The 5,630-nt window shown below is 68.9% G+C and carries 3 protein-coding genes; all 3 read left to right on the forward strand.

The features are described 5' to 3' along the window. Positions 1 to 934: 934 nt before the first annotated feature. Complete coding sequence (locus ACIA5C_RS48510; RefSeq protein WP_396068167.1) at positions 935 to 1,342, forward strand: hypothetical protein; 408 nt, start codon at positions 935 to 937, stop codon at positions 1,340 to 1,342. 350 nt (positions 1,343 to 1,692) lie between these two features. Continuing rightward, positions 1,693 to 2,031 carry a hypothetical protein gene (locus tag ACIA5C_RS48515; protein ID WP_396068169.1) on the forward strand — a complete coding sequence of 113 codons (339 nt, stop codon included), beginning with the start codon at positions 1,693 to 1,695 and terminating at the stop codon, positions 2,029 to 2,031. 362 nt (positions 2,032 to 2,393) lie between these two features. Further along, entirely contained in the window at positions 2,394 to 4,262 is a 1,869-nt protein-coding gene (locus tag ACIA5C_RS48520) for a WD40 repeat domain-containing protein (protein ID WP_396068171.1), read from the forward strand. Positions 4,263 to 5,630 lie beyond the last annotated feature (1,368 nt).

The following is a 5,630-nucleotide window of genomic DNA, read 5'->3' on the forward strand; positions in this document are numbered from 1 at the left end:
CTCGTCGCTGAGCACCAACTCGGCCCGCGGCCGGCCACGACCAGACATGACCACAGCCTACATTTAGATTAGGGACTTCCGGCGCACCACACTAGAAATAAGGTCCCCTTACGGCCGCGTCGACGTCGCCGGTGAGACGCCAGGCGCGGGGCGGCCGCGGACGGAGCAAGACATCCGAGGATTGGTAGGTGTCAAGCCGGCTAGCCGGTTTGTGAGACGCGATCGAGGGGATGCCGGGCGGCATGGATAGGCAGATGACTGATGCGAGGAAGTTGGTCCCGACCAGCGCTGAACTGGCCCGTCGCGTCGGGGAGGTGACTGCTACCAGTGTTGAGCTGGTAGAGCGTACTCAGGCTGCGATGTTGAGGGCGGGGCAGCTTCGCGCGCTCCCGGTGGCATCGCGTTGACTCCTTGGAAACGCTCGTCGTTGACGTCGACGGGCGCAGGCCTCCGGCCGCTACTGGCAAGATATGCCGCGTGCGTATCGAACGTCTGAGCTTCTCCGTCGAGTCCGTACAGGCGGTCCCGGGGGCTGGAGGCTGGACGGAGAGCCGGGGTATCACCCCAGAAACTGGGCTCGCCCGGGAGACCGCTTCCGCCATGCCTGCCATGAGAACGGCGGCTCGGAGCGGGACGTGGACCTGGTGGTGGTGGAGCTGACCGAGTCGTAGGTCGTGGTCCATGGTGCCGGCGGTGACCAGCTCGGACCCGATGACATCCTCTCCGGCGAACGCCTGACGCGGGACGGTTACGCAGGTGACGGGCGGCACCGGGTGGACACAACGGAGAGCCTTGCCGCGATCCTGGGCTTACCGCCGCTCGGCGCCGGATCCGACTGGTCTCCGGTCGAGACGGCGCTGGGCGCGGCATTGCACCCGACTATAAACGGTTCATTGACGCCTACGGGGCCGGCCTTGTCGACGGCCATATAACCGTGTGTGCCGCGGACGCGCCGCATGAATGGGCGCAGCTGCTGCGGCACAACACTTGGGCTCAGGAGTGCGTTCGCCTGGACATCGCGGGCCCAGATGGCTATGTCGGCAACTGGCCGCTGGGCGACCCGTCGCATTGGGGTCCGGATCGAGAAGGCGTCCCGTCCTGGTTCGAACCTGGTGACAATCTGATCTCATGGGGGCACACCGGCAACGGGGATCTGCTTCTCTGGCACGTCAAGCCCGGCGTGGCCGCCGGCGACTGGCCAGTGGTGCTGAAGGAGGAGGGACCGTGCTGGGAACGGTACGGCGCCGGCTTCTCGGCGGCTCTTGCCGGCCTCCTGACGGGCGAGATCCAGTCCGAGTACCTCAGTCATTGGCTCGGAGGACCGCACTCCTACCGTCTTTGACGGGTCCGCCCCGGCGAACGGACCATCGACACGCAGCTTCGGCATCTGCCGCCGACCGCACGGCGCGGCTCGCGGTGAGCCTTTACACAGCCTGAGGCACGTGGCGGGCGGCAGGTCGGGCGTGGCGGATGAACATCCCGTCGTAGCGCCTCTGACCCGCACCCGGACGCTGACAAAGGTCACCATCAGCGACCAACTGGTGCCTCAGCGAATCCACAGCCTTCATCGGCTCTCCCTCCTGCGAGGGATCCGGTTGGTGCTCGTAGGGGGTCCTTCCTAAATCCCGTGCCGCCACGCTCGATCAGGTCGGGGCCGTACGGGGGAAGGAATGCCGTGTTGCGATTCGGATCATGGTTGTGGGTCAGTGGCCGGTTTGGTCAGGTTATGTGGCGGCCGGCTGGTCACTGCTCTACGCGGTGCTCGGGTTGTACTGGACCGTCGGGGCTGACGGTTTCCCGTTCGCGCCGGTCGACGAGGCGCGCCCGACGGGGTCCATCCTGGAGGGCGCCGGGCGCCTGTCGGCCGCGTTCGTCGCCTTCGGCTGGCTTCTCGCGGCTTCGCTGACGCTGGTGATTCCCGACTACGCCCTGCTTGCCCTGGTGGCGTTCGCGCCGGTGCTGCTGGTCTTCGTCTTCAGCGGAGTGCCGGGTGAGCAGAAGGGCATCGGCGACATTCTGTACTGGCACTGAACCAACATGATCATCCTGTTCTGGGTGGCCTGGTGTGGGCCACGGCGACCCTGGCCTATCAGCGCCGCCGACGCGCCGCCTGTCAGCATTGCGGGCGTCGCCACGGCTCGGTCGACTACGGGCCGTCGCGGCAGACGTTGCTGCGGTGGGGCCGCCGTGCAGTCGCGGTGGCGTGCCTGGCTCCGCTGCCGTACGAAGTCACCCGGCTCGCCTGGTTCCTGGGATACCCGCTCGGAGCTTGTCGGCGTCCGGGTCGGAGATCTTGGCCGACAGCACCGGCGTGTTGGTGGCCATGCTCTTGGGACTGACTGGACGACGTAGCTTGGTATCCCGCCTCGGGCCGACACAACAGGGGAGTGGGAATGTCGATCATGCGGGTGCCGGTGGCGCATCGCAGCCCGGTATACGCACTCGGCACCACCCAGGAGGCCGACGGCCGGTGGCGGATCTTCACCGTCGGCTACGACCGGACGATCCGGGGCTGGGACGCGGCTACCGGAGCGGCTGACGGGTTCGTCGTGCCGGCCGCCGGACCCACGGTGAATGCTCTGGTCGCGACGAATCTCGGTGGTCTCCGCGTGTTGATCTACAGCGAGCTGGACGGTCTGCACCGGCTCGATCGCGACTCGGGCGCCCGGCTCGGCCGCCCGATCCGGGCGCACACGGCCGGCGGGGTGGCCGTGGTGGGTTCCATCCTGGTGGCCGGCAGCGGCCGCGGCACGATCGGCCGGTGGGATGTGGCGACCGGGGAACCCCTCGGTTCGCCGCTGGCCGGGCATGAGGGTGCGGTCACGGCAGTCGCCGCTTTCCGTACGGCCGACGGGCGCGCGATGATCGTGTCGGGCGGGGCCGATCGTACGGTACGGCGGTGGGACGCGGAGAGCGGTGAGCCGCTGGGACCGCCGTTGGACGGCCACCGCGGCACGGTGGTCGACGTCTGCTTCGCGGCCGGCTCCGGCCTGCTGATCAGCCAGACCGACGGCGGGGCGATCCGCCGCTGGGACACGGCCACCGGTGCGGGTATCGGGCGGCCGCTCCGTCAACCGGCCGCCGTTGGCCGGGCCGGCGGCCTCGCCGTCACGCCGGACGGGCAGGTGCTGTTCTCGGTGGACGGCACCCGCGCCCTGAACCGATGGGACCTGACCGCCGACACCCCCATCGCCCGGCGTCTGTCCACACCGGCCGCCACCGTGAGCCTGCTGGCCATGGCCGGCCCGCTCCTGGTCTCGGCCACGCAGCAGGGCATGGTGCGGCGCTGGCATCCCGACGGCGAGCCGGCCGGAAAGCCGCTGACCGGGCACCCCACCAGTGTCAACCTGCTCGCCGCCGCGTCCGCTTTCGGCCCGCCGGTGTTCCTGTCCGCCGGTGCGGACGGCGTCCGCGGCTGGGATGCCGCCACCGGCGCCCCCGTCGGTGACCCGGACGCCGACCCGGTGCCGGCCGGAACCGCCTTGGCCGCCGCCTGGCTCGAGGACGGCTCGCGTCTTCTGGCCGCCACCAACGTGGAGGGCGCGCTGAGCCGGTACGACGTGTTGGCCGGCACGCTAGCCTTCGATCCGGACGAGACCGCCGTGGTCGACGTCGCCATGGCATCCCTTTACGGCACGGGCGCGCTGATCGCGGCCATGACCGCCGACGGACGGATACTGCGCCTCGACGCCGGCACCGGCCGCCCGTTGGGCGCCGCGCTGCCCGGCCACGGCGAGCAGGGTCTGGCCGTGGCCGCGACCACGCTGCCGGGCGGCACCGTCCTGCTGGCCGGCGCCGGCGACGACGGCCGGATCCTGCGCTGGGACGCGGTCAGTGGCGAGCCGGCCGGCGAACCATTGCACTGCCCGGAACCGGTGCTGCGGCTCGGTTTCCGGCAACTACCCGACGGTCCGGCGCTGCTGCTGGCGGTGGACGAGGGCGGCGCGGTCCGCCGCTGGGACGCGGTCACCGGCAAGCCGATCGGCGAGCCGCTGGCTGTCGACGGCGACCCCTTCCTGCCCCTGGTACCGGTGGGACTCGACCCGTCCCGGTTGATGGTGGCTAGCGCGTACGAACACACCCGATGCTGGGACGCGGCCACCGGCGAGCCCTTGGGCGACGTCGCCCAGGCCGACTGCGCTGCCGTGCTGCCACTGCCGGACGGCCGCATCGCGCTCGCGGTCGGCCATGAGGACGGAACGCTGGAGATCATCCGGATGGCCGGCGCCGGCCCCGCACCACAGCGCCTGCCCGGCATCTGAATGGTCTTGGCTAGATCCACGGCTGCCGACAAGGCGCGGCGGCTGTCGACGTGGGCGGGGTGCGAGGGCTGGCGGCATAGGTCGTTGGGGAGTCGCGTCGGTGTCCATGACGATGCCGTGATGCGCCGATAGGTGCGGATGCCGTCCGGGCATACGGCGCAGTGCGGGCTCGTCGGCCGCCCTGGCATGTCACTCAGGGTGGGCGGTGCCGGTGGCATCGTTGGGTGTCGTGGTCATGAGAAGAACTCGGAAGGTCTGGAGGTGTGGCCGGGCTGGTGAGCTTGCGGGAGGGCGTCCTCGGAAGCAGTTCTGATCCGCCCCCGCTTTACCCACCGAAAACAGCGCGAAGTCATGGCAAGCGATGACAAGCCGCAGAGGCCGTTCAGCCGCGTTTGGGCTGGTCGGCGCGTACTTCTGACAGGCAATGCAAAGTCGTGGAAAGCCGCGAATAACGGATCTCATGCTGGAGTGCTAGACGGCAGCTACAAGATCAAGAATCGACTGCGAAACGTCGTTAAGACTTGCATGCGGCCGCCAGAGAAAGGCTGACTGCGAGTGTCTGTTGCAAAAGGCAGAAAAGTAGGCATTTTTTTAGAAGGAGTGTCCCCACCGGTCCGGGAGGCGAACTGCACGCAACGGAGAGGACTGCGGAAAGAACGACGGCGACGGCGAGGAACGCCGTCTGGGCGAGATTGGGAGTGCCCGCGTATCCGGCGGCGATCTTTGCACCCTCGGAAGCGGCCACTGTAAGCGGCGATTGTCGGGCTCGTCGTGCTGGCACTGGCCTATCTCATCCTGTGCGTCTTGATGAATCGTCCGGGTGGCGCTGGCGGCAGCGATGAGCCGCGCGTACGCATCGGAGGAAAGGCTCGTGAGGTACAGACCGGCGCCGCGGCGGAGTTCGCAGCCTGCCCGGAGGAGAGCGTTGGCCGCAACGTGGACGGTGAGACAGCCTTTGGGGCCGGTGTCGTATGAGTTGCCGGGGAGAGCGGTTCAGCCGTAGTCGTAGCCGATCTCCAAGACGTTGAGGGTCGCGATGTCGTCGCGGGGTAGCGCTGACTGCACCACCGTCCAATGCCGCCGGGCTTTTCCAGGTAGGTGTTGAAGTCCACCGCGAATGCCGGCTCGGCGAGACCCAAGCTGCACATCGGCAGCCTGGCCCGACAGTGACCGGGTGAGGCTGCCGCTGGTAACGCCTCAGCGGAACAGGTCGTTGACCGACGTCGCCACAGTCGCGGCCATCTCCTGAACGAGCCGGCGGGTATCCCGGATCGGGGGTGCGCCGAAGGCACGCTTGTAGTCCCGGCTGAACTGCGAGGGGCTGCCGTATCCGACGGCGTAACTGGCTGTCGTCGCGTCGGCGGCACC

This window comes from Actinoplanes sp. NPDC051343, from assembly GCF_044455125.1.
GTDB lineage: Bacteria > Actinomycetota > Actinomycetes > Mycobacteriales > Micromonosporaceae > Actinoplanes.

What these genes read in the sequence shown, in the direction of transcription:
- ACIA5C_RS48515 (WP_396068169.1), top strand. Translation starts at nt 1,693, where the DNA reads ATGGTTGTGGGTCAGTGGCCGGTTTGGTCAGGTTATGTGGCGGCCGGC.
- ACIA5C_RS48520 (WP_396068171.1), top strand. Translation starts at nt 2,394, where the DNA reads ATGTCGATCATGCGGGTGCCGGTGGCGCATCGCAGCCCGGTATACGCA.